We start from the raw sequence: 23,000 nt of genomic DNA, 5'->3' as shown, positions 1-23,000 counted from the left end.
GCAGGAAGACCAACGCCGGCCAGGAGCCGCTCATTCGCACCGTTCGCGGCGCCGGCTACGTGATGGAAGCGCCAAGGAAATAAGGGAGGCTAGGCCGATGCTCGGGCAAAGGGAGCCCGCCAAACTCGGGCCGCCCGCACGGCGGAACACCTCCCTATCGCTTATGGCCGACCCCTACACCCCGGCATCAACGGCGTCATTTCCGCCAGATTCTCCGTACTGGCTACTCGCGACGCGAGGCAAATCAGCTCGTAGACGCTGCGCGTTCGCGAACCGACCTCGAGGACTCTTGAGCCCACGGGACGCGGTGCCTGTGGGCAGGCAAGCCCCTGCAGTGGGGGCACCTGATGTCGGACACTGAAATGCGCCCGCACACGCGCGGTGTGCTCTGAACCCTCGGGACGGACATGCTGAAGCAAAAACCAGGCAATAAGACCAGCGCGGATGCGCCGCACCCGGACGCTGACGAGAAGCCAGACTCTCCCACCGAGCTGACGAAGCGGTCATGGAAGTACGTGCTGCGAAAGACAGTGCGGGAATTCTCCGCTGACCAGTGCACAGACGCCGCCGCGGGCCTGGTGTACTACGCCGTCCTCGCACTATTTCCGGCGCTGATTGCGATCTTCTCCGTACTGGGTGTCGTTGGCCAAGGCGACGCCGCCGCCAACGCCATCATCGGCATCATCCAAGACGTCGCCCCCAACGCCGCTGACACGCTCCGCGAACCGATCGAGCAGATCGCGTCATCTCGAGGCGCCGGTATCGCACTCGTCACCGGTATCGCCCTCGCCCTCTGGTCAGCATCCGGATACGTGGGCGCTTTCAGCCGTGCAATGAACCGCATCTACGAAATCGACGAAGGACGCCCCTTCTGGAAGCTGCGCCCGATGCAGCTGCTGGTCACCGTCATTGCCGTGGTAGCGCTTGTCCTCGTCGCGCTCGGTCTCGTCATCTCGGGTGATGTCACTACCGCTATCGGCAACGCCCTTGGCCTCGGTCAGGGCGTGCAAATCGCATGGGACATCGCGAAATGGCCGGTCATGCTCTTCGTCATCGTGTTCCTCGTCGCGGTGCTGTACTACGCCACCCCCAACGCCAAACAGCCGAAGTTCCGCTGGATCAGCCTCGGCGCCATCATCGCCATCGCTGCCCTCGCTATAGCGACCGCCGGCTTCGGGATCTACGTCGCCAACTTCTCCAACTACGACCGCACCTACGGCTCGCTCGCCGGGGTCATCATCTTCCTGCTCTGGCTGTGGATCGCGAACCTCGCCCTCCTGTTCGGCGCCGAGTTCGACGCCGAACTCGAACGCGGCCGCCAGTTGCAAGGCGGCATCGCCGCCGAAGAAGACATTCAGCTGCCCGCCCGCGACACCCGAAAGAGCAAAAAACAGGCCGAGAAAGAGCGCAGCGACGTCAAAGAAGGCCGCCAAATCCGGCTCGAAGAAGCAGCCGACGGTCCTGACGCGCCCTCCCCACCAAAGCCGTCAACGCCACGCCCACACCCCCGGCGAAAGTGGTGGCAGCTACGCCGATAACACACCCTCAGACGCTCCCGTTGGCGCAGCCTCAAATGACCCCCATGTCGTGCAGGTGTTGCGCGACACGTTCGTAGTCGACGACGTCGACGGCTCGGCCCGTGAGGCGGGTCACGGTGCCGAGCAGCATCATCCGTTCGTTCGTGAGGGTGAAGTGATGCGCGCACAGCTCGACGAGCACGGGCCCCACACCGGGGACATCGAACTTCTCCGTGCTCGTCGAGCTGTCAGCGCAGCGTACAGTCAGTGCGCGTCCTCATCCTCTTCCGGGTTGAAGTTGGAGGCGGTGCCGGTGTGCCCGGCGGCGACACCGTTAGGGTCGCTCGGAATGGTTCCGTCTTCACCGAGCCCGCCGGGCTTGGAGGTGGTGTCGGTCTCGGTTGAGACTTCGACGTCTGCGCCTTCGTAGGAGTCTTCGTCGGCGGACAGCTGCGCGTCGTCGTTGGTGGGAGTGGACATGGGTTGCTCCTTCGTTATGGGTGTGACTGAGGTCGATAGGTGGTCTGGAGTTGTTAGAGGCGGCGTAGCAGTGTGACGAGGGCCACGAGTCCGATCGCGACGGCGCCGGCCGTGATGAGTGCCTTCTTCGGGTCCCGCTGGTAGGTGGCGCGCGCTCCCTCCACGGCGTTCACTGCAGACTGCAGGGTCGTGTCGATGGCGGATTCGGCCTGCTGTTTCGCCTCGTCGATCTCGACGGAGACATGGTCAGCGACGTGACTGCCGGAACGAGCGGTGCCGTCGCTGCCGTTCGTGGAGGCGTGTTGCAGCGCGTCGGTGGCGTCTTCGAAGCGGTCTTTCGCCGCCGCAGCAGCGTCGTTGTCGGAGGTGGTCACAGCTGGTGGTCCTTCCACGAGTGGATCGAGGGCTTGGACGGGCAAGCAGCACTTAGCCGGTCGACTTACGGTATAAATTCACTCGCTGCATGTGCAGCGGCACCGTCACACACATGAGCGCGGACACGGTGCGATCGTCACAAAAAAGGTAAGCGGAGTCCATGCCCCCAACCACGACCAGCGGTTCTCCGTCCAATCAAGGATTGGCCGCCGCAGCCGACGACTTGCTTGTCCAGCGAGCAGTCGACGGGGACGTGGCCGCTTTTCGCACCCTCATCACCCGACACGCACCCATCATGCGCGCCTACATCGCTCGCATCGTCAGCAGCTACACCGACGCCGACGACATCCTCCAAGACACCTACGTCGTCGCCTGGAAGAAACTGCCCACCCTGCGTGACCCGAGCCAAGCCAAGCCATGGATGATGCGTATCGCCACGAGACGCGCATTCGCCCACCTCAAAAAACGCCCCCCGGAAACAGTCTTCCCGGCCGACCATGCAGCCACCGGACACGACCCGGAGGAGACGACAATACGCAACGCGCAACTGCGCGAACTCTCCAAAGCGTTGGACGCCTTGCCCGAGGATCAGCGGCAATGCTGGCTCCTTCGCGAAGTGGCGGGACTGAGCTACCAAGACATTGCCGATGCAATGGGGGTCACCACCGGCCAAGCACGCGGCAAACTCGCACGAGCACGAGTGAACATCACAGTCCGAATGGAGGGATGGCGATGACCGACACCAACTCCGACCGCACCGTCCTGGACTGCGGCAAAACCCTCGACGAGCTCAGCACCTACCTCGCCCACGACCGCACCCCCTACGACCCCGCCATCGAGGAGTGCCCGGAGTGCGTCAACGCGCTGCGCGCTCTCGAGCGTGTCTCCCACCTCTCCCGCGATCTGATCGCACACGACGCCGATACCGTGCCTGCTCCTCCCCCGTCCTGGCTGAACGACATCATCAACAACATCGGCGCCGAGCTTCGGGCCGGACGCGACCTCCCCCTGCACCACCCCGACCCCTTGGTGAGCCTCAGCATCACCGAAGGAGCCGTACGTGCCCTCATCCGTGACGTCAGCGACACCATCCCCGGCATCCTGGTCGGAGCATGTCGAATCACCGGTGAAGCCGACACACCACACGCCCCCGTACATGTCAACATCACCGTCAGCATCGCCACACACACGCCGATGCCACCACTGCTCACCCAGCTCCGCGAACAGGTAATGAAGGTCCTTCACGAACACACCGAGCTGCACATCGACGCCCTCAACATCACTGTCGAAAACATCCACGACGCGGCTGCAGGAGACGACGCCAGATGAGTAGCGAACAACCCACCCCCTCTCCGCAGCCGGAGGACCTGACCACCCTCGTCCTCAGCGTTCCGGGAGTTACCGCCGTGTACCCCTCAGCGCCCACACCAACACGAATCGCACGAGCGATCGCTGCCACCCTCGGCACCTCACCAGCCCCAGAGCCCATCGTGAATCTACGCACCACGAACGAGCGCACGACCATATCGGCCCGAGTCGCCACCCACAGCAGCCCCGCCCCCACTATTGCCCGCGACATCGCTGATCATCTGCGATCCGCACACCCCGACAAATCCGCACGCATCACGGTGCAAATCGCGAGCATCACCATCTGAGGAACACCCTCCGCCCGGGGTCCGAACATTTTTGTGACGGAGCAGGCCCTGTCGTGCTCTTCATATGTGAGCGGCACCGCCGTCTCGTGCGACAGGCCCGTCACTCCCTGCGCGCGCCCACCATCCGACTGATAGGGCCCATGGGAAACCTTTACTACAGCAACAGCGACGCCATCATCGACGATCGCCTCCTGCACTACATCCAAGTCATCGCCGCGACCAAGCTCCGCCGCGGCGAGAACTTCACCCTCACCCTGACCCAACGTGCCAACCCCGAACCTCGCATCACAATCTGGATGAACCCCAACATCCCCCTCCGCTTCACCTACACCACACCCGAAGCAACACCCCTCGTAGGCGCATACCTCCAGCAACTCGCCGCCCAAGCAAACAGCACCAGCGGCCTCATAATCGACCTCGACCACTGGACCGAACCCGCCCCCGCTCAGCAAGCACACGCCGCAGCTCGGTGAAGGCCAGCCCCGGCAGGCGCGACTACATGTCCTTCGACAACCGTATTGGAGCGAAACCGATCGGTTTTGCACTGCTGGCACGGTTAGCGTCCGCTGCGCTGGCGGCCTATGGGTAGCGTGCGCAGCCAGTACTCACCGAGCTGGACGGTCACGGCCTTCGTGATCTCGCTGAAGAGTTGTTGTTGGCGGCGCACCTCTGTGACTACCTGCAACAGCGCGCATGTCAGCTCGTGGAGGAATCTTCGAGCTAGTGACGGTGCTCAGCGAATCTCCCCAGAGTTGCTAATCGAGGTTCCCCAGGTCGCGGGGTAACGCTAGCGCAGGTTTGTGCCGGTCGTGACGCGACGGAGTTCGTCCGCTGCGGTGGTGTGGTGGCGGAGCCGGTAGGAGGCGCCGTCGAGGGTTACGACGACGGATCGGTGAAGGAGCCGGTCGAGCATTGCGGCGGCGTCTATAATGCGGATCGGTGAACTCGCTGAGGCGGCCGAGACGACCGCAAAGACGCTGCGGTTCTACGAAGACCAGGGACTCCTACCCGCGACCGAGCGCACACCCAGCGGCTACCGCGACTACACGACTGCGGCGCTTGCCCGTATCAACTTCATCCACCGCGGTCAAGCAGCCGGACTCACCCTGGCCCAAATCCGGCAGATCCTCGACATCCGCGACCACGGCCAAGCCCCCTGCAACCATGTTCGCGACCTGCTCGACACACGCCTCGCTGACATCGACCAGCAACTCGCACAGCTCCACGACCTCCGCGACACCCTCGCCGCGCTACGCGACCAGGCAGACCACGTCGAGCCCGACACCTGCAGCACCGACCAGGTCTGCCGCTACCTATAGCAGCGCCCCGATCGAGAGGTCTGAGAACTATGAGTCGTCTCCGGTGATCCCCGGGCGGAGAGGACGGACTCGAGACCATCACCGCGACATCGGATGACCGCCGCCAAACAGCACTGCAAGAACACCGCCAAAGAGCGTCATCAGTCACAGGTGGCGGAATTTGGCGGATCGGCGGCGTGCAAAACCCCCGTGCGAAACCCAAATCCGTGCGAAACTCAATCTGACCCTTATGCACGAGTCATTCGGGCGCTGGCGAACCATCGCCGCTCGAGGGGAGTTTGCATGAGCACCGATCAGTGGATCGGCGTCGCGACGGTGGCGGTCGGCGTCGTCTACCTCTGTGTTGGCGTCGCATTCGTCGTCCGGTGGTTGGCGCGCTCCGGCAGTGCACCATCGCCCGGGCGCGTTCCCTACGGCTTGCCTGTCGTGACGTTCTTCTCGGGCGCCGTGGCGTTGATCTTTTCGGGGCAGAGTGTGATCGCCGGCTCTCTGCCTGGATGGGGCGGAGTGCTCATCATCGTCCTCATGCTCTTCGTCGGGATCGCGCCTCTCGTCGTCGCGCTCCGAGCGCGCGGCCGCCGGCCTTCGCGGGACGCGCGGTGACGAACGTCGTCGGGTACGCCCGCGTCTCCCGCCGCGAGCAGAACCCCGCTGCGCAGGAGGCCGAGCTGCGCGCGGCCGGCGCCGCGCGAGTGTTCGTGGATCACGGCGAGTCCAGCCGGATCACTGCGCGCCCGCAGTGGGTCGCCTGCCTCGACTATCTACGCGAGGGGGACACGCTCTTGGTACGTCGCCTCGATCGTCTCGGCGGCAGCGAACGGATCATCCTCGACACCCTCAACGACCTCCGCGAACGCGGCATCGACATTCGCAGCCTCACCGAACCGCAGATCGACACCACCACGCCGATGGGTCGGGCCCTGTTCGGCATCGTGGCCGTGTTCGCAGAGCTGCGCGTAGACACCATCCGCGAGAACACCCAGCGCGGGATGGATCACGCTCGAGCACAGGGGAAGGCAATCGGTCGACCCTCGAAGTTGAACGCCGCGCAGCTGTCCGAGCTGCGCCGGATGCGCGACGAGGATCGCGCGAGTTTCGCCCACATCGCGACTGTGCTCCAAGTCGACAGGACGACCGTCTCACGCGCCTACGCCGACCTCCGTCGTCACGACGACGAGGCCGGCGCGAAGTCCTGACTCTAGCCATGCGTAGGTAAGTGCGCGCGACACGCCGCGAGGCGCACGCGTTAACGCCTAGGCCTAGGCCACTATGGGCAACATGACGGCACACCGACTCCCACGAGGTACACGGCACGATCCGGTCGCCCTCGGCTGGGAGGTCGAGCGAAACGTCCGCGACAGGCTCAAAGCGATCGCGAGCAACATGGGTGTCTCTGCCGCTGTGCTGGTTCAGCTCATGGACAAGCACCTGGAGCTCACAGATCAGGGCGTGCCCGTTTGGTGGGAGCCCCTGCCGCGCGACGACGAGCTTGCCATGCCCGCCGACGAGGAGGGGTTGCTCATCACCAGCACCTAACGCATTAGGCCCGCCGCTTTCGCGACGGGCCTAGAAGCATTGGCTTCCCATCTCCCTGAAGTTTGGCGACTCAGAGATGTGAAGCAGTCCCACCCAAGACCGGTTACCAGCCGGGCCTTCGGTGTACCCACCGGAACCTACCCGGAAGGAATGACCACATCGTAACAGCGGAGTTCGTCTCCGTGTACTCCCGACGCTCCCTTTTTTCGGGGGAGAAGTCTGTCGAGCTTGCACCCGAGACGCCAAAGGTGGCCGCGTCGCGGCCGAACAAATCCCGGTCGGGTTCTTGGAGCCCGGAGCCGGCACCCGGCGCCTACGCGCCGCTGCCGTGCTGGTCGTCGGCCGGCGCATGGTTCGACGCGGTGATGGATGCCCTGGCAACGCCCGAGGGGGAGCGCGTGCGCGCGGCCGTGAAGGTCGCGCCCCACACGCTGCTGCGCGTTGCACAGGAGGACATGCGCTCGGCCGACGTCGGCACCGGGCGCGGTGTCACGACGGCGCATCAGACCGTCGCTGACCGCCTCGGCATGTGCAAGAGGACCGTGCAGCGGGCGCGAGAGATCCTGCTGCTGCTGGGCCTCTCAGCGGTCGTCATCGAGGGACGATACTTGTACGGGAGCGAGCGCATCGCGGCGCAGCTCAAGCACGGTGGCCGTCAGCTGCGCATGGCTTCCACGAGGGCGCTCGTGATGCCTCGGAGCTCTGCTCAGCGGCCCCTCCGCGAGACGCCGGCGCCGGTGCCCCCGCGTATCTCAGGTGCCGGCGCAATCGAGCGATCTGTGGAGAATGTCCACCTACCCCGTAGGCGCTCGGCTCCACCTACAGCTCCCGTTCAAAAGAACTCATCAACGCGCGGTGAACCGCGCTCGAAAGCCGCTTCGCGGCAGCCAGGACGACGGAGTATCACGCGCAGCGACTCGATCGTTCGACTGACGTCCCCGAAACCCATCGAACTTCAACGCTTCGCCGCTGCACTGGCGCAGCGCATCCCGTGGCTCGCCCGCGGTAAGCACGTCGGGCACGTCATCGGGATGCTCGAGCGCAGCGGCATCGACGTGTCGGAATGGAGCGTCGAGGGACTGATGTTTGCCATGAACGCCTGGCTCACGCGGGACGGTCGTCGGGTGCCCGAGACATTCACCAGCCGGGGCGCTCTGGGCTTTTACGGCTGGGTGATCCGGCACGTCGTCACCGAGCACTCGCAGTTCGACCAGGCTCGCCGCGATGCGGCGGCGCAGCGCGCCGCCGACCAGGAGCGTCGCGCCGCGGAACGCGCCGCGGAAGCTGCTCGCTTGGCGAGCATCGACCACGACGAGGTGGATCGTGTCATCGCGCAGATGAAGGCCGATCAGCGCGAGTACGAACGGACGGCGCGGGAACGCGAGGCGGCACGCAAGCGCGCCGCCGCCGATGCCCGCCGGGAGCTTGCCGAGCGGACCGCGCAGTTGCGTTCTCGTGGCTGAGCATGCTCTGAGGCCATCCATCCGATAAGCGGCGCGACGCCGGAGGCGGGCACTCGTCAGGAGTGCCCCGGAGGGGCATCCCGAAGGGACGCGCAGCGCTCTTGACGGGTGTTCGACGGAGGCCAAAGTGAAGCGTCGGATGGACGGCCGGACCGCAGCCGGCGCACCCCGCCCGAGCACGAAAAAACCCCCGCGAGCACAGGTGCTCGAGCGGGGGCTTCCGGGGGCGACGAGGGGGGTCGTCGCTGACGATCAGGTTAGTCGCCCTCCCATGTCGCGAGGGCCGGATACGACACGAACGTCGGCATCCCGTCGACCTCTTCGATTGTCTTCCCCGGCTCCGTGAAGCCGGCGGCATGAGCGACCGCTGTCATAACCCATCGGGTATGCGCGAGGTCGAGTCCTGCGATGTCTTCGCGAAGGTCGACCGGGACTCCCTGGCCGAGCGATGACGCGATGCGTGCAAGGCGTTGTTCGCCTCCGCTGAGCGCGCCGAGTTCATAGCCGAGGCGGTCGAAGTCGACCGCGCTCGTGTCCCAACCGTGGTCAGTTCTCAGCCACGGCGCACCGGTGTACGCGAGGCCGCCGTGGATGAGAAGTTCGACAGCCGCAGCGAGAGGGTTGGAACCCTCCGCCCACGCCCGCAGTTGCGTGTGCAGCTGCGAGTCCGTGTCCGTCGTCACGCGTACACCTCTGCCGAGTCGGCCGGCGCGTCCGCGGTGGTCGAGGAGCGACGCCCGCGCGGCGGCTTCACGCGCGCCGCATCAGGACGCGGGGCGCCGGTGGCGCGCAGTTCCTTCTCCGACCACCCGGACGCGAGGGCATCGCCCCACGCCTTCGCGTGTCGGCTCTGCGCTTCGCTGAGGGCGGCGCGTGCGGCGTCGGTGTCGTTCGCTGCGCTCACGATCGAGCGCACGGCCTCCACACGCCGATCCACAGTCGATTCGAGGAGGCGCCGCGCGGCCGCGGCCGCGTCGTCAGGGTTTCGGTTCGCGTCAGTCATGACGCCAGATTAGCCGGGCGGTGACACCACCGCTAGTCATGCCTAGGCTAGTAGCAACGCGGCGGCTTCGCGCGTCAGCTGCGGGTCGCGGGCCGCGTCCAGTTCCGCACCCAGCCGGAGGCGGTGCTACACACCCCGGGAGGGGAGCAAGCAATAAACTTATGTGCTATAACTTGCTTTCGGCCCTTCCGCTGCGCGGCCGGCTCGGGCATACTTGGCCGTATGGTCCCCGCCTGTGGGGGCGGGTTCGCTGCGCTGGGCGGGAGAGGGGTGGTGGTTCTCGTGTCGGAGTCGAACGAGAAGCGTCAGCTGTTCGGTCGTAAGCGCCGCGCGAACGCCAGCGGTGGCCGCCGGGACAAGCGTTACGTCCTCTCTGTCAACGCCGAGGAAGATGCGCAGCTGCGTGCTCGAGCTGAGGTTCGCAGCGTGAGCGTGCCGCGGCTGCTGTTCGAGACGGCGATCGACGCGAACGTTGTGACGGCCGCGGATCGCAAGGCCGCCGTGGCGATGCTGTTCAAGTTGCAGCGGGAAATGTCGAGCGTGGCGAACAATGTCAATCAGATCGCCCGCTACGCGAACACCGAACGTCGGTTCGTCGCGGAAGCGGAGGGCGTGCTGGTGCAGTACCGCGCGCTTGCCCGCGAGATTGAGAAGGCGTTGGCCGCGGTGAACCGCGCATGATTGCCAAGGTGACTCGCGGTGCGCGGATGAGCGGCCTGATGACCTATCTCGTCGGCCCGGGCAAGTCGAACGAGCACACCGAGCAGCATCTTGTGGCCGGCGACTCTGCCGTCATGGCGATGTACGGCTATGACTCGCTCGACAAGGCCGCGGCGTTGGAGATTGCGGCGAGCCTGGATGCGCCGCGCCGGGAGTTCGGCGTCGACGTGACGCGCCAGGTGACGCGGGTCGACCCGGACACGGGCGAGACGTTGAAAGAGCGCGTCGACGCGAGCGTGTGGCACTGCTCCTTGTCGATCGCTGCCGACGAGGGTCAGCTGTCGGATGACAAGTGGGGCCAGATCGCTCAGGAGTTCATGGACCGCATGGGTTTCACGGAGGTCAGCGGCAAGGCCGCGTGCCGCTGGGTGGCCGTTCGTCACGGGCTCTCCGAGCACGGCAACGACCACGTGCACATCGCCGTCTCGCTCGTGCGCGAAGACGGCACCAAGGCTTCCACGCACAACGACTTCCACCGGGCCATGAAGATCGTCCGCGAGCTGGAGAACGAGTTCGAGCTGCGGCCTCTGCGCGCCGAGCGGGAACAGGACATGCCGCAGCGGCAGGAGAGCCGCGCCGCGCGCGAATCGGCGCAGCGCCGCGGCGCCGCCGAGGTCGACTCCACCCGGCTCGAGCGCACCGTGCGGGCCGCGGCGTCGGCGTCGATGGACGAGGGCGAATTCGTGCGTCGGATGCGCCGCGAAGGTGTGCTCATCCGCCCCCGTTTCGAGACGGGACGCAACGACGTCGTGACGGGTTACTCCGTCGCGCTGAGACCTGCGAAGGGCGCACAGCCGGTGTGGCACAGTGGCCTTCGTCTGGCGCGGGATCTCACTTTGCCGGAGCTTCGTAAGGGCTGGCCGGACACCCCCGAGAATGCTTCCGCGGCTGTCGAGGAATGGCGCGCGACGCGCAAGAATCCCGACCGGTATGTGCCCGCGCGTCCGGGTCGTGAAGAGTCCGAAATGAACCCCGAGTTTTTCACGATGTACGCCGAAGACATGACGCGGCTGCATGAATACATCGCCACGATCGACCCCGACGACCACGCCGCCTGGGCGCACGTCGCCCGGGAGACGTCGGGCGCGTACGCGGCATGGTCGCGCCGGTTGGAGCCGGTGCCCGGGCCGCTCGCGCGCACCTCCCGCACACTCGCGCGATCGGCGCAGTTGCGGCCCTCGCAGAGCCGGCGTCGACCGGTGGCGATGCCGTCGATGGTGAACACCACAGCGCTGATCCTGGCGCAGGCGAGCAAGGGCAAGAACGCCGCCGCCGAGGCGCTGTTGCTGCGCCAGTTGTCGCAGACCACCGTGTCGATCTTCCGCGCCGTGCAGGCATCCGGCGACGCCCGCCGAGCGAGCGAGCTCGCCGCCACCGTGAAGAACAACCTCCGCGCCGTGCGCGACGGATACGCGGCGCAGATCGCGGAGAACGGTCTCGCCTCGCTCACGCCGGAAGAGCGCGCGGTGAAGCAGCGCGCCGACCTCGCAGCGGGTCGCGGAGGCCCGTTGCCGACCAAGCTCACCCCGACCGCGCAGCCCGAGCTCGCTCAGCCGGCACCACGCACGACAGGCGCGGGCGACCGCGACGCAGCCGAGAGATAGAGGGGCCACTATGAGTGATGACGCCAGCGTCGAAGACGAAGTAGGTCAGGCTCTTCGTGTCGGCCTCGCCGTCGCTGCGCAGCTTGCCGACAAGATCGCCCGCGCCAGGGAGGAACTTGCCCGCAACGCGCAGCGTCAGAGTGAGCAGGAACAGCGTCAGCTGCAAGCCCGGTTCGCGGGTGAGCGGGACGTTGCCGGCGCCCGCCTGATGGTCGTGGAACGCCCCGAATGGTGGGACCGTGCAGACATTGCGCAGATCGCCGGCATGCACGAGACGGCGCAGCAGTGGAGGCAGTTCGACCCGCGCGCGCAGGCCGCGGCCGACACCATCGCCCGTGAGGTGAAGGACCGTTACGGCGTCGACGTCGACAACCTCGGCGCCGACCCGCAGGCCGTTCGCGCAGCGCTCGCCCAGGTTGAGCTTGACCGCGACCTCGCGGCCCGCGGTGAGCGCACCACCGCGGTCGGCGAGTTCACTCAAGCAACGTTGGCGGTGCAGGAGGCCGACCGCCTCGACGCACGCGCGGCGGCCGCGCAGCTCGGCTCAGACGCGGGCGCGGGTGCCGGCGAGAACGGCGAACGCTCGGCCGACTCATCCCGAGTCGATGAGGCCGCCCGCCTCGAGCTGCAAGCGCGTGAATACGAACTTCTCGCCACACAGGGCGGCACATCCGAGCAGAGCCCCGCGCAGCTGATGGAGTTGGCCTCCGACGCCCGCTCGCAAGCGCAGCTGCACCGCGACGTCGACCAGGGCCGGGAGAACGCCGCGGCCGCGACTGTGGGCGCGGACCAGGTCCGCGCCACCGCAGAACGCAGCGAGGGGCAGTTGCAGTACGACAGCGCCGCACGCCGCGAAGCAACGGCGAACGAGCTGGCATCGCACGGCATCCCGCAAGAAACCATCGACGTGCGCATGCGCGCAGACATCGCACAAGGGCGACCGGCGAGTGAAGCTGCCGCGCAGGTAGGACGTGTGAACGTGTCCAAGACAAACCGTGGCCGCGGGGCCGATCGTTCGGCTTGGCGCGGCGAGCGTAGCCGTTAGGGGCGAGCGAAAGAGCGAAAGTAGGAAGAGAATGAATCGGCCTGACTTTCGTTCCGTTCTTCAAGCAAGGATGGAACTCGATGAACAGGAAGTATTCGCCGGAGATGCGTGAGCGGGCGCTGCGGATGCTCGCGGAGACGCGGCCGTCGCACCCGACGATGATGAGTGCCGTGCGGCATGTGGCCGGGCTGCTGGGGATGAGCCCGGAAACTCTGCGGCTGTGGCAACGCCGGTACGAGGTGGACGCCGGCGTGAAGCCCGGGCTGACTACGGACGCGGCGGCGGAGATCAAGCGGCTGCAGAAGGAGAACGCCGAGTTGCGCAAGGCCAATGAGATCCTCAAGGCCGCGAGCGTGTTTTTCGCGAAGGAGCTCGACCGCCCTTGACCGAGATGATCCGGTTCATCAATGAACATCGTGATCGTTTCGGGGTCGAGCTCATCTGCCGGGTCCTCAGGCCCGCAGTTCAGGGGTTCCTCACCTCCCGCGGTTATCGCGCCGCAGTTGGTCGTGAGCCGTCGGCGCGGCAGCTGAAGGACGAGCTGATGGTGCCGGAGGTCGCGCGGCTGCACGCGGAGAATTACGGCGTCTACGGGCGCCGGAAGATGCACGCCCTGATGCGCCGGCAAGGCTGGGAGGTCGGTCGGGATCAGACCGAACGACTGATGCGCCTCGCCGGGGTGGAGGGCGTGAAGCGGTCGAAGCGGGTGTTCACGACGAAGTCCGACCCGACGGCGGAGAAGCCGAAGGACCTCGTGCAGCGGCGGTTCACCGCCCCCGGTCCGCGCCGCCTCTGGGTCGCCGACGTGACCTATGTCGCGACGTGGTCCGGGTTCGCTTACGTGGCGTTCGTCACCGATGTGTACTCGCGTCGCATCGTGGGCTGGAACGTCGCATCCACCCTCCGCTCCGACATTCTGCCGTTGCGCGCGCTGGACATGGCCGCGTGGAGCGCCGGTGGCCGGCTCGACGGGCTGGTCCATCACGCCGATCACGGGTCGAATTATCTCGCCGTGGTCTACACGGATCGCATCGAGGAACTCGGAGCGAAACCCTCGACCGGCACCGTCGGTGACTCGTTCGACAACGCCCTCGCCGAGGCCGTGAACGGTCTCTACAAGACCGAGCTGATCCGTCAGCGGGGCCCGTGGAGGACCGTCGAGCAGGTCGAGCTGGCAACCCTCGAATACGTGTGGTGGTGGAACAACCAGCGCCTCCACGGCGAGCTCGACATGCGCACCCCACTCGAGGTCGAGACCGCGTACTACGCTGACCTCGAATCAGCCCAGCCGGCACTTGCCGGACAAGGCTCCCGATAGGAACGAAAGTCAGGCCGATTCAATCCGCGTGCCCGGAACGGCAGTGCGGAAGTTCCAACGAGTTTCCCACGCCCCGACGCGCGTCACTCGCCTGGGGCGCTACATCGTGCCAGAAGCTACAGCAATGTTGACAGCAAACACCCCTCACGCCGACTTCGTGGTCACAGGCAAGGGGCCATTCAATAGGCGGACCGCCGCGGGGAAGGCACCGCTCGTTGTGGAGAATCTGGCACACGCCTTGCACGTTCGGACTGGACTCGTTGTCGGCCGCGTTCTAGCATCTTCCCTGCTAGACGACTGTTGAGCCGTGCTGGGCCTCGCCGACCTCGCCTGTTCAACAAAAACCGCCCCTGCATCACCCAGCGAAGAGTTGCAGGTCGCAGGTCAGCAACCCGCTTCACGCTACCCTTGACGGTACTGGTCTCGCCGTCGTCGATTTAGACAATAGGCAAATGACAGGCGTGGGTGACCGAGGGGGTCTCAGCCACCCACACGTGCGGGCTTGTGGTCACGGAGTGGGCGTGGCCGTTGCGTCGTCGGCGGTCTCGCCGTCGTTCGTTCCGTCCTCGACACCCTGGTCGTCGGCGGTCTCCTGACCGGGGATCTCCCCGACCTGATCGTCGGCGGTCTCGCCGTCGTTGGTGCCGTCCTCGACGCCCGGATCGGTGGCCGCGGGGGCCGGGGTTGACACCGAAACGACACTGGCGGACGCAGGCACCGCCATCGCGGCGACTCCTCCGACACTGAGCAGGACGAGCGTTCCGACACCCAACCACTTGCGTTTGAGCGTGTTCATGATGCGTTCCTTTCTGCGACCCCGACGGGGACGCAAGAACAGAGTCCCTACAGCGTTGTAAGAAACCGCGAAGAAAGTCTCGGCGGTACCCGACGAGCGGTTCTTCGCAGAGTCTGAGTGGTTTCTTAGAACGGCAGGGTGAGGGTACTCGGATGATGAAACCTTCCCGGCGACCACTTGTCTTGGCCCTGTGTTCTTTAGCCGGGATCTTCGCGCTCGTCGTTGGCGTGGGATTCCTTGCCCGCGGGTCGGCGAGATGGACTGCGACGGAGCTGACCGTTGTCGCCGGCGTCAATGGCGTCCACTCCGGGTTCTTCGACGTCGTCGCCCACGCTGTCAATGTGGGATTGGGGCCGACGGGGGCGGTCATCGTCCTCGCTGTGGCACTGGCGATTGTCGCAATCGCCACGCGGTCGTTCCCCGCGGTGGTCCGCGCCCTCGTTCAGATCAGCGTCCCGTGGGGGTTGGTGGATCTGGTGAAGATCATCGTTCAGCGGCCACGACCGAGCAGCACAGCGCTGCCGTTCCCGACGGGCGTGGATCCGGTGACATTCAGCTACCCGAGCGGGCACACCGCCTTCGCCGCGGCCCTTGCGACGTGGGTGGTGCTGAGCACGGCGGGCCGTACGCAGGTCACCTTGAGCATCCTCGGCGCCGTGTTCGTCGTGGTGACCGCGTGGTCGCGTATGTATCTGGGCGCGCACTACCCGTTTGATGTGACGGCGTCGATCATCCTCGTTTCCGCCGGATCCCTGGCAATCTACGAAGTGTGCCAACGCGTCCCATGGCTCTCGCAACGCTCGCGCACCCTTGAGGCGGTGCGGCAATGACCGCACAACCTGCCTGCGAAACCCGGACACCGCGGCCACGAGGAGGACGACGATGACTACCCCGACAACGGATCGCCCCCGGCTCCTCCTCGTTGAAGACGACGCGCAACTGGGGCCGCTGATGGCCAAGGTTCTCGACGAGGTCTACGACGTCACCCTCACCCCTGACGGGGGCGACGCGTTGGACATCGCGGGTGCGCACGCCTTCGACGTGATGATCGTCGACCGTCGACTTCCCACCGTGGACGGGCTCACCATCGTGGAGACGCTTCGTCGAGCGGGTGCGAGCGTTCCGATGCTCATCCTCACCGCGCTCGGCACCGTCCAGGACAAGGTCCGCGGGCTCGACGCCGGTGCGAACGACTACCTTGTGAAACCGTTCGAGTTCGACGAGCTGTTCGCTCGCCTCCGCGCCATCCGCCGCGTCGGCAACGGGGAGGGGCCGTTCGTGCGGATCGGTGAGTGGGAGTTTTATCCGGACTCGCGCGCGGTGTACTCGCCATACGATGGCCGCACCATTCTCACGGACCGGGAGAGCGCGTTGCTGAAGCTGTTCGCCGTCAACCCTCAGCGAACCTTCTCGCGCGACGACATCCTCCGCGCGGTGTTCTCGAAAGACGACACTCCCGGAACGGTGGACACCTACGTGCACTACCTCCGCAAGAAGACCGATCCCGGTATCGTGCAAACCGTCCGCGGGCGCGGCTATCGTCTGGGGCTGATGTGAGCAAGCGGCGACGTCCCTCCGACGCTGACGCTCAGCTCATCCGGGCGACAGCCCTGCGCGTTGCGCTCACCATCACCCTGGCCGTGTCCGTGCTCGTACTGGCGGTACTGATTGCGGCGTTCTCTGTCGTTTTCACCCAGATCCCCCTCGGGGATCTGCTCAGCCCTCAGCGCCACGAGACCGTCGTGGACATCGAGGGTTTGGACATCATCTTGGGCGGCGCGGTGATCGGCGTGTGCGCTATCGCATCAGCGGGGGTCCTTGGGTGGCTGGTCACCCGCCGAGCAGTCCGCCCTCTCGTCGACGCGCTGCGCCGTCAGCGCCAGTTTGTCGCCGACGCATCGCACGAGCTGCGCACCCCCTTGGCAATCCTTGACGCACGCATTCAGGTGCTGCAGCGGGGATTGGCGGACGCGGACCCCCACCGTCAGGTCGTCGCCGAGCTGCGAGACGACTCCCGCTCCGTCATCGGGGTTGTGTCTGATCTGCTGGACGCCGTCGAGGTGCCCACCGGGTCCGTGACAACGCCCGCCTCCCTCGCCGGGATTACCGACACTGCTGTCTCGTCGATGTCGATCCTGGCCCGCGAACGCGACGTGCACCTTGTCAGTCGTCCACCTGACGATGACCTCACGGTCGCCATGCCCGCGGCCAGCTTGCAGCGCAGTGTTGTCGCCTTGTTGGATAACGCCGTCAAGCATTCACCCGTCGGCGCGAAGGTCGTCGTGACCGCCCGCAGAGAGGGGGCTCATGCCGTCATCGACGTCGTCGATGAAGGCCCCGGCATTCAGGGGATCGCGCCCAGTCGCATCTTCGACCGGTTCGCTCGGTCCGCGGATGCGGTGGATGGCGGCGGCTCAAGCCGTACCGGGTTTGGTATCGGCCTCTCCCTTGTCCAGGACACTGTCGCCCGGTACGGCGGCACCGCTCAGGTGTCAGCCACCTCCTCCGCGGGGACCACGATGACTCTCCGGGTGCCGCTGTTCAGCGGCAGGCGATGACGGCACGCATCGTCAGCGCACCGCGCCCGGTCGCACTGCCACCCGCGAAGTGAGCCGAACCGTCAGCACCGCCGTGATCGTCCCCGACGCGAGGATCGCCGCCAGAACCACCAGCTGGAATCGTCCGGCCTCAATCGGCGACAGCCCTCCGAAGATCGCGCCCATGAACGCTCCCGGCAAAACGACGAGGCCGGTCGTTCGAGTCTGATCGACTGCGGGGATGAGCGCGTCATGCACCGCAATGCGCGCGACATCCCGGACGGCGCGTCGCGGCGTCGCACCGAGCGCGAGCCACGCCTCCACCTCCGACCACCGGTCCAGGCGAGCCTGGGCGAACTGCCGCCCCGCCAACGTCGCCACGGTCATGGCATTGCCCACCACCATCGCTCCGACCGCGAGGGCGTACCGCGGGGTGAGCTCCACCGCCCCGGAAGAGAACACCACCACCCCCGCCAGGCTTACTCCCGCCCCCATGGCGACAGCCGTTCGACAGGCGTCCACCAAGCGCACCCCGGCGCGACGGGCGGACACGGTCACCGCGGCGACGAACATCACCATCAGCGCCGCTGCAACCCACCACGGGTCGGTAATGACGCCCGCCAATACCAGGCTCAGGGCGGTCAGTTGCAGGCCGGCGCGTAGCAGCGCCGGGGCGGGACCCCACCACGGTCGAACGCCCGCGGCCCGCAGGACGACTACCGCCACACCGCCGAGCAACACCACGCTCACGGCGGTACGAACGAGCAACCCGAAGTCAGTCACCCCCGAAGGTTAGCGACCCCCTCATCTCGCTCCCGGTCCGCCCCCATTCTGAGCCGCATCTTAGAGCCACCTTCGTAGCGTGCTCGGGTGATGACATCGACTCAGCCGCTGGCCCTCGCTCGGCGCAACATGTTCAGTAAGGTGCCCGAAATCACCGTGTGGTTCTGGGTGATCAAGATCCTCTGTACGACGGTGGGGGAGAGCTTCGCCGACTGGATCAACCTGACGTTGGGTGTCGGGCTGGAGGTGACGGCGATCATCTTCACCGCGGTGCTGGTGGGTGTGCTCGCGTGGCAACTCATCCTTCGCCGCTACGTGCCCTTCGTGTACTGGTCCACCGTCGTTGTCGTCAGCGTCGCCGGCACCCTGTACACCGACATCCTCACCGACGACCTCGGCATCCCCCTCGCCGCCAGCACCACCGTGTTCACTGTCGTCCTCGCCGCGGTATTTGGAGTGTGGTGGCGCAGCCAGCGGACCCTGTCCATCCACAGCATCACCACCACCCGACGAGAGCTGTTCTACTGGCTGGCCATCCTGGTCACCTTCGCCCTGGGCACCGCCTCCGGGGACTGGATCCTTGAACTGACCGGGTGGAGCCCCGGGGTGTCGGTGCTCCTGCCCGCCGGGCTGATCCTCGCGGTCGTCCTCGGGTGGCGCCTGGGCGCTAACGCCGTCCTGTCGTTCTGGCTGGCGTACATCCTCACCCGTCCGCTCGGCGCCAACCTCGGCGACTGGATGGGATTCCCCACCACGGATGGGGGTCTCGGCCTCGGCGTCGGTCTGACGAGCATCATCTTCCTGACCGCCATTCTCGCCACCGTCATCTATCTGAGCGTCACGCGCGTGGACACCGTCGAGAAGGCACGGCCCACCACCAAGCGCCCCACCACCCCTACCCGCCAGCGCGCGATGCTCGGCTACTTCGCCGCTGTCGCTGTTGTCGCTGCGGGGGTTCTGGTCTGGGCGAACGCTCAGCCCCACGGCACCGCCGCCGCCAGCGAGGAGGCGCCCGCGGCGACCGTGACTCTGGCCCCCGGGGAATCGGCAACGACGAACTTCCCACCGGCAAACATCAGCTCATACCGCACCATCGTGCAGGACACTCTGACCCTCGTTCAGGCGGGTAACACCGCTGAGGCCGCCACTCGCATCACCGATCTCGAAACCGCGTGGGACCAAGACCAACCGACGCTGGAGCCGTTGAACGGCACCGGCTGGGCTGTCCTCGATGGCCAGATCGACAAGGCGCTGCGCGCCGTGCGCGCCTCATCTCCCGACCCGACCCTGCAGACCGACTCGCTCACCACCCTCCTGGAGACCCTGAAGTCATGAGTACCGCCACGGTTATGGCTGCCGCCGCTGCGGGCGCCGACCCGCACAACTTCACCGGCATCGTTGGGTTCGGAGTGAACCTGATGTACGGCATCGGGGAATGGGGGGTTGGAGTGTTCACTTTCCTCGAGACGGTGTTCCCGCCCATCCCGAGTGAACTCATACTCCCATTGGCGGGCTTCCTCACCCACGACAATGGCATGAACTTCGGGTTGCTGGTGCTCACCAGCACGCTGGGCGCGTACCTCGGCGCCGTTGTCCTTTATGCCCTCGGAGCCTGGGCTGGCCTCGAACGCTCCATTCGATGGCTGTCACGGCTCCCTTTGGTCGATCGTTCCGACTTCGAACGCGCCGCGTCGTGGTTCTCACGTCACAGCCGCAGCGCGGTGTTCTTCGGGCGCCTCATCCCCGGAGTGCGCAGTCTGATCTCCCTCCCTGCTGGCGCTGAGCGGATGAACTTCTGGCGGTTCTCGCTACTCACAGTCGCCGGGAGCGCCATCTGGAATGCGCTTCTCATTGGCGGTGGAGTGCTGCTCGGGACCCAATACGACCTCGTCGAGCGATACTCCAACCTGCTCAGCTACCTCGTTTACGCCGCGATCGGGGGCGTGGTGGTCTACCTCGTCATCCGACAGCTCCGCCGTTCCGCAGCTCGACGGCGTGTGGCCGGCGACGACGCCGGGTAAGCCCCTGACACGCGGAATGGATGGCCGTTATGAAACCCACACGACCGGCTTGTGCTCGAGGTGGTGGTGCCTGTGTTCGACGAGCAGGACACGTTGACACAGGTGCACTGGTTCTTCGGGAGCCGGGGCGGGGAGATCTCCGCGTAGGTGAAGGCACACTTTCCCTCCCAATGGGTCGGTAGCGACATCCTTTACGACCTGACTGTGCCGCCGACGGATGTCACAGCTCGCAGCACCCGACCTCGGAGCAGGTACAGACATGAGCGTGAACCTCAAGACGCCCGCGTCCGCACAATCGGACACGCAGCCCGGGTACAAGCCCTGGCCAGTACGCCTTCGAACGTGGGTGCGGCGCCACCCCGCAACTATCGCGCTGACCGCGGTCATCGCGGTACTCACTGCTGCGAGCAGCGTCATTCCGCAGCTCGGGATCACGCCGCACATCCTGGGCGAGTCTGTCGCGACGGAGGGTGACCAGTGGCTCAGCACCCTGCTGTCCCTGTTCGCGGTTGCAGACCCCTTGCTTCTCTTCGCGGTGATCCCGCTCGCCGTCGTGGTGTTGGGGTTCGCTGAGCACACCATGGGCAGCTTTCGCACGTTGCTCAGCTACTCCGGTGGCGGGGTGCTCTCCACCGCAGCAGGCCTGGGTATCGGATACCTCGAGGAGCAGTTTCTCGACTTCCTTCCCTTGAATGCCCCGACGGTGAGCACCGTGACACCGGTCGTCGCGCTTATCTGCACGGCAATGGCTGCCAGCTCCTTCGCGAGCGCACTCTGGCGTCGTCGTGTTCGGCTGTTCGTTGCCACGGGCGCCATCACAGCCTTCCTCTATTCCGGAAGCTCGAACGATCTCTTCTCCCTCACGGCGGTGCCGGTGGGGATGGTCGTTGGCCTTCTTCTCGGCGGGCGTCGTCGAGCGTTCCGCCTGGTCCGCAGCACGCACCATGAGAAGCGTGTTCTCCTGGCCGCGGTGACTCTCGTGACAGCTATCGGGCCCGTACTGGCCACCATGATCGGCTCCGGTGCCGGGCTGCTCTCCGTCTACGGTTTCCTCTCCCATGATCCAGTCGTCATGGCCGACGGGCGCGTCTGCGCCTTCGGGTCCTTGGGCGCCGCGTGCCCTAGGGCGTTCCGTGTCATTGAGCAGCTTCATCCCGCGGCGGGCGTCGTCGCTGTCTTGCCCGCGCTTATGGGCGCGCTGGCCGCGTGGGGGATCTTCCGAGGGCGTCGAGCGGCGCTGTGGATGGCCGTCGCGTTGAACGGCGTGTTCTCCGTCGGTATGGCGTTCCTCTTCATCGTCGTGCAGCCGGAGACGGTCGCAGCCGTCGCCCTCATCCAGGACGTGGAAGCTCAGGAGTATGTCTGGCAGACCCTCGTCGGCAGTGTCGTCGCCGCTGTGGTTCCGTTGGTGACCGCCGTCATCCTGGTGGTGTTCTGTCGGGAGGCCCCGGCCCGCTCGACGAAAGCCGCTCGCCGCCGGTTCACCCTCACCCTTGGGGTGGGCGTCGGCGGGGCGTTGCTGATCGGCGGGGCCGGGGCTTTGGTGGATCCATACGGGTTCATGCCGTCGACCTCGGTGGGGGAGATCCTCGGTAACCTCCCTTTGCGCCTGCTACCTCCCACCCTTCTCCCCTCCGACGGTTTGAACTTCGTGCCGGTGTCAGGATGGGCGCAGGCCAGCTGGTATCTGCCGTCGCTGTGGTTGTGGGTGTGCGCATCGGTGGGGACAGCCTTGTTCGTCCTCGCCCCCGGCGCGGTGGACGGCGCCGTCGACCGGGGACGCGCTCGCTCGCTCCTCCAGCGTGGTGGAGGTGACAGTTTGTCGTTCATGGCGACCTGGCCCGGGAACACCTACTGGTTTGCCCCCGACCGGGACGCGGGTTTCGCGTTCCGTGTCCGAGGTTCCATTGCTGTGACCTTGGGTGGAGCGTTCGGCCCCGATGCTTCGGAGCCAGCGGTGGTGACAGAGTTCGTGGAGTTTTGTGGTGCCCACGGGTGGACCCCTGTCTTTTACAGCGTGACGGACCCTGAGGCGCCGGCGTTTGCGCAACTGGGGTGGCAGCGTCTCCCCGTCGCGGAAGAAGCAACGCTCGTTCCCGCCGAGTGGAGCCTGTCCGGCAAACGTCGCCAAGACATCCGCACCGCAACGAACCGCGCGGCGCGGGAGAACCTCACGGCCAGGTGGACGAGCTGGCCGGAACTGGCGTTCGCTGAGCACGCGCAGATCCGCGACATCTCGGAAGCATGGGTGGCTGAGAAGAGCCTGCCGGAGATGGAGTTCACTCTCGGTGGTGCGGACGAGCTCACGGATCCCGACGTCCGCATCATGCTCGCCATCGACGTTCAGGGACGCATTCAGGCCGTCACCAGCTGGCTCCCGCTCTACGGGCAGGACGGGGTAGTGGACGGGTACACCCTCGATTTCATGCGTCGACGCTCGGATGCCATGAACGGGGTGATGGAGTTCGTCATCGGCTCTGTCGCAACCCGGATGAAGGAGCAGGGTTTGAAGCGTATGAGCTTGTCCGGGTCACCTCTTGCTTCCGTTCCCCACGACCACGGGGACAGTGCTGTGCTTGAACGCCTGCTCGCTCGGTTGGGTGAGCTCATTGAGCCCGGCTATGGCTTCCGGTCGCTGCTGAGCTTCAAACGCAAGTTCCAGCCCCGGTTCGATCCCCTCTGGCTCCTTTACCCGGACGCGGCCATCCTTCCCGCCGCCGCCGTCGCTATCGCGCGCAGCTACCTTCCGAACCTGACGCTCACGGCAGCCGTACGCATGGTGGGGACGCTGCGAAAGCCGCCCACATCAACCTGACCGGTGCTGAGGA

At 66.1% G+C, this 23,000-nt stretch carries 27 protein-coding genes and 1 pseudogene; 20 read left to right on the top strand and 8 right to left on the bottom strand.

All coding sequences use genetic code 11. The annotated features are described in order from the left end of the window. Nucleotides 1-407: 407 nt before the first annotated feature. Nucleotides 408-1,538, top strand: a complete 1,131-nt coding sequence (locus ABC271_RS00885; protein ID WP_202401086.1) for a YihY/virulence factor BrkB family protein — start codon at nt 408-410, stop codon at nt 1,536-1,538. A gap of 31 nt (nt 1,539-1,569) precedes the next feature. Here ABC271_RS00885 and ABC271_RS00880 read toward each other — a convergent pair whose 3' ends face one another. Genes ABC271_RS00880 through ABC271_RS00870 form a run of 3 tightly spaced genes read right to left on the bottom strand, consistent with a single transcriptional unit; the run spans nt 1,570 to nt 2,371 of the window. Then, a complete protein-coding gene (locus tag ABC271_RS00880; protein ID WP_160897572.1) occupies nt 1,570-1,728 on the bottom strand; it encodes a hypothetical protein in 159 nt (52 codons plus the stop codon). A gap of 53 nt (nt 1,729-1,781) precedes the next feature. Further along, nucleotides 1,782-1,997, bottom strand: coding sequence for a hypothetical protein (locus tag ABC271_RS00875; protein WP_237488855.1), 216 nt, complete (start codon nt 1,995-1,997; stop codon nt 1,782-1,784). Nucleotides 1,998-2,050: 53 nt separating this feature from the next. Further along, on the bottom strand, nt 2,051-2,371 hold the full coding sequence (locus ABC271_RS00870; RefSeq protein ID WP_108320231.1) for a hypothetical protein: 321 nt from the start codon (nt 2,369-2,371) through the stop codon (nt 2,051-2,053). A 203-nt stretch (nt 2,372-2,574) separates the two neighbouring features. On the opposite strand from ABC271_RS00870, the gene ABC271_RS00865 reads away from it, so the two are divergent. From ABC271_RS00865 to ABC271_RS00855, 3 genes are all read left to right on the top strand, one after another. Next, nucleotides 2,575-3,108 (top strand): RNA polymerase sigma factor, encoded by a 534-nt coding sequence (locus ABC271_RS00865; RefSeq protein WP_237488854.1) that lies wholly within the window; start codon nt 2,575-2,577, stop codon nt 3,106-3,108. Then, nucleotides 3,105-3,701, top strand: coding sequence for an Asp23/Gls24 family protein (locus tag ABC271_RS00860; RefSeq protein WP_108319513.1), 597 nt, complete (start codon nt 3,105-3,107; stop codon nt 3,699-3,701). Before ABC271_RS00865 ends, ABC271_RS00860 begins: the two co-directional genes overlap by 4 nt. Before the next feature lie 466 nt (nt 3,702-4,167). Continuing rightward, a complete protein-coding gene (locus ABC271_RS00855) occupies nt 4,168-4,500 on the top strand; it encodes a DUF7882 family protein (protein ID WP_108319511.1) in 333 nt (110 codons plus the stop codon). Nucleotides 4,501-4,814: 314 nt separating this feature from the next. On the opposite strand, the pseudogene ABC271_RS00850 reads toward ABC271_RS00855, so the two are convergent. Further along, nucleotides 4,815-4,949: pseudogene (locus ABC271_RS00850) on the bottom strand (ATP-binding protein); the annotation flags it as partial. A gap of 7 nt (nt 4,950-4,956) precedes the next feature. Here ABC271_RS00850 and ABC271_RS00845 point away from each other — a divergent pair. From ABC271_RS00845 to ABC271_RS00825, 5 genes are all read left to right on the top strand, one after another. Continuing rightward, nucleotides 4,957-5,346 carry a heavy metal-responsive transcriptional regulator gene (locus ABC271_RS00845; RefSeq protein WP_108320786.1) on the top strand — a complete coding sequence of 130 codons (390 nt, stop codon included), beginning with the start codon at nt 4,957-4,959 and terminating at the stop codon, nt 5,344-5,346. Between the two features lie 282 nt (nt 5,347-5,628). Then, on the top strand, nt 5,629-5,949 hold the full coding sequence (locus tag ABC271_RS00840) for a hypothetical protein (RefSeq protein WP_160897576.1): 321 nt from the start codon (nt 5,629-5,631) through the stop codon (nt 5,947-5,949). After that, nucleotides 5,946-6,542 (top strand): recombinase family protein, encoded by a 597-nt coding sequence (locus tag ABC271_RS00835; RefSeq protein WP_160897577.1) that lies wholly within the window; start codon nt 5,946-5,948, stop codon nt 6,540-6,542. The genes ABC271_RS00840 and ABC271_RS00835 overlap by 4 nt, the downstream gene beginning before the upstream one ends. A gap of 82 nt (nt 6,543-6,624) precedes the next feature. Further along, complete coding sequence (locus ABC271_RS00830; RefSeq protein ID WP_160897597.1) at nt 6,625-6,882, top strand: hypothetical protein; 258 nt, start codon at nt 6,625-6,627, stop codon at nt 6,880-6,882. A gap of 248 nt (nt 6,883-7,130) precedes the next feature. Further along, nucleotides 7,131-8,345, top strand: coding sequence for a hypothetical protein (locus ABC271_RS00825; RefSeq protein ID WP_160897578.1), 1,215 nt, complete (start codon nt 7,131-7,133; stop codon nt 8,343-8,345). Between the two features lie 257 nt (nt 8,346-8,602). Here ABC271_RS00825 and ABC271_RS00820 read toward each other — a convergent pair whose 3' ends face one another. After that, nucleotides 8,603-9,028 carry a P-loop NTPase family protein gene (locus ABC271_RS00820; RefSeq protein WP_160897579.1) on the bottom strand — a complete coding sequence of 142 codons (426 nt, stop codon included), beginning with the start codon at nt 9,026-9,028 and terminating at the stop codon, nt 8,603-8,605. Beyond that, on the bottom strand, nt 9,025-9,348 hold the full coding sequence (locus tag ABC271_RS00815) for a hypothetical protein (RefSeq protein ID WP_160897580.1): 324 nt from the start codon (nt 9,346-9,348) through the stop codon (nt 9,025-9,027). The genes ABC271_RS00820 and ABC271_RS00815 overlap by 4 nt, the downstream gene beginning before the upstream one ends. 282 nt (nt 9,349-9,630) lie before the next feature. Here ABC271_RS00815 and ABC271_RS00810 point away from each other — a divergent pair, with 282 nt between their 5' ends. The 5 genes from ABC271_RS00810 (at nt 9,631) to ABC271_RS00790 (ending at nt 14,339) form a co-directional block, all read left to right on the top strand. After that, nucleotides 9,631-10,029: a plasmid mobilization protein gene (locus tag ABC271_RS00810; protein ID WP_412923047.1), complete on the top strand. Its 399-nt coding sequence runs from the start codon at nt 9,631-9,633 to the stop codon at nt 10,027-10,029. 38 nt (nt 10,030-10,067) lie between these two features. Next, nucleotides 10,068-11,672 (top strand): relaxase/mobilization nuclease domain-containing protein, encoded by a 1,605-nt coding sequence (locus tag ABC271_RS00805; protein ID WP_412923046.1) that lies wholly within the window; start codon nt 10,068-10,070, stop codon nt 11,670-11,672. Nucleotides 11,673-11,682: 10 nt separating this feature from the next. Next, the gene (locus tag ABC271_RS00800; protein WP_160897583.1) at nt 11,683-12,717 is read left to right on the top strand and encodes a hypothetical protein; all 1,035 of its coding nucleotides are present in this window, start codon (nt 11,683-11,685) and stop codon (nt 12,715-12,717) included. Between the two features lie 80 nt (nt 12,718-12,797). Continuing rightward, a protein-coding gene (locus ABC271_RS00795) for an IS3 family transposase (RefSeq protein ID WP_412923045.1) occupies nt 12,798-14,035 on the top strand; the annotation gives its coding sequence in 2 pieces (ribosomal slippage) (nt 12,798-13,077 and nt 13,077-14,035; 1,239 coding nt in all). A gap of 124 nt (nt 14,036-14,159) precedes the next feature. Beyond that, nucleotides 14,160-14,339, top strand: coding sequence for a glycerate kinase (locus tag ABC271_RS00790; RefSeq protein WP_160897584.1), 180 nt, complete (start codon nt 14,160-14,162; stop codon nt 14,337-14,339). Between the two features lie 204 nt (nt 14,340-14,543). Here ABC271_RS00790 and ABC271_RS00785 read toward each other — a convergent pair whose 3' ends face one another. Further along, entirely contained in the window at nt 14,544-14,831 is a 288-nt protein-coding gene (locus ABC271_RS00785; RefSeq protein ID WP_160897585.1) for a hypothetical protein, read from the bottom strand. 152 nt (nt 14,832-14,983) lie between these two features. On the opposite strand from ABC271_RS00785, the gene ABC271_RS00780 reads away from it, so the two are divergent. The 3 genes from ABC271_RS00780 to ABC271_RS00770 are packed head-to-tail and all read left to right on the top strand — an operon-like array spanning nt 14,984 to nt 17,389. Next, nucleotides 14,984-15,661, top strand: coding sequence for a phosphatase PAP2 family protein (locus ABC271_RS00780; RefSeq protein WP_160897586.1), 678 nt, complete (start codon nt 14,984-14,986; stop codon nt 15,659-15,661). A 52-nt stretch (nt 15,662-15,713) separates the two neighbouring features. Next, nucleotides 15,714-16,388: a response regulator transcription factor gene (locus ABC271_RS00775; protein WP_160897587.1), complete on the top strand. Its 675-nt coding sequence runs from the start codon at nt 15,714-15,716 to the stop codon at nt 16,386-16,388. After that, the gene (locus ABC271_RS00770; RefSeq protein ID WP_160897588.1) at nt 16,385-17,389 is read left to right on the top strand and encodes an ATP-binding protein; all 1,005 of its coding nucleotides are present in this window, start codon (nt 16,385-16,387) and stop codon (nt 17,387-17,389) included. The genes ABC271_RS00775 and ABC271_RS00770 overlap by 4 nt, the downstream gene beginning before the upstream one ends. Before the next feature lie 12 nt (nt 17,390-17,401). Here ABC271_RS00770 and ABC271_RS00765 read toward each other — a convergent pair whose 3' ends face one another. Next, on the bottom strand, nt 17,402-18,151 hold the full coding sequence (locus ABC271_RS00765; RefSeq protein ID WP_412923044.1) for an ABC transporter permease: 750 nt from the start codon (nt 18,149-18,151) through the stop codon (nt 17,402-17,404). A gap of 90 nt (nt 18,152-18,241) precedes the next feature. Between ABC271_RS00765 and ABC271_RS00760 the strand changes: the two genes are divergently transcribed. The 3 genes from ABC271_RS00760 to ABC271_RS00750 all read left to right on the top strand — a co-directional run bounded on the left by ABC271_RS00760 (nt 18,242) and on the right by ABC271_RS00750 (nt 22,987). Next, nucleotides 18,242-19,486 (top strand): COG4705 family protein, encoded by a 1,245-nt coding sequence (locus ABC271_RS00760; RefSeq protein ID WP_237488857.1) that lies wholly within the window; start codon nt 18,242-18,244, stop codon nt 19,484-19,486. Next, a complete protein-coding gene (locus tag ABC271_RS00755; RefSeq protein WP_160897590.1) occupies nt 19,483-20,172 on the top strand; it encodes a DedA family protein in 690 nt (229 codons plus the stop codon). The genes ABC271_RS00760 and ABC271_RS00755 overlap by 4 nt, the downstream gene beginning before the upstream one ends. A 259-nt stretch (nt 20,173-20,431) precedes the next feature. After that, complete coding sequence (locus ABC271_RS00750; RefSeq protein ID WP_412923043.1) at nt 20,432-22,987, top strand: bifunctional lysylphosphatidylglycerol flippase/synthetase MprF; 2,556 nt, start codon at nt 20,432-20,434, stop codon at nt 22,985-22,987. Nucleotides 22,988-23,000 lie beyond the last annotated feature (13 nt).

The sequence above is a fragment of the Microbacterium canaveralium genome (assembly GCF_047238045.1).
Lineage (GTDB): Bacteria > Actinomycetota > Actinomycetes > Actinomycetales > Microbacteriaceae > Microbacterium.
The sequence above is the reverse complement of the archived record's forward strand: the minus strand, read 5'-3'. Positions and strand labels throughout refer to the sequence as shown.